This window comes from Faecalibacterium sp. DFI.5.82 (assembly GCF_029076575.1).
Classification (GTDB): Bacteria; Bacillota; Clostridia; order Oscillospirales; family Ruminococcaceae; genus Faecalibacterium; species Faecalibacterium duncaniae.
Map to the genome: position 1 here is coordinate 1 of NZ_JARFIS010000963.1, position 293 is coordinate 293.

General features: G+C 50.9%; 1 rRNA gene. It reads right to left on the bottom strand.

Annotation, left to right across the window (positions count from 1 at the left end):
- Positions 1-293 (bottom strand): 16S ribosomal RNA (locus P0G09_RS19685); the annotation flags it as partial.

Genomic DNA, 293 nt, shown 5'->3' on the forward strand with positions numbered 1-293 from the left:
GTTTTGTCAACGGCAGTCCTGCCAGAGTCCTCTTGCGTAGTAACTGACAGTAAGGGTTGCGCTCGTTGCGGGACTTAACCCAACATCTCACGACACGAGCTGACGACAACCATGCACCACCTGTCTCCTTGCTCCGAAGAGAAAACATATTTCTATGTTCGTCAAGGGATGTCAAGACTTGGTAAGGTTCTTCGCGTTGCGTCGAATTAAACCACATACTCCACTGCTTGTGCGGGCCCCCGTCAATTCCTTTGAGTTTCAACCTTGCGGTCGTACTCCCCAGGTGGATTACT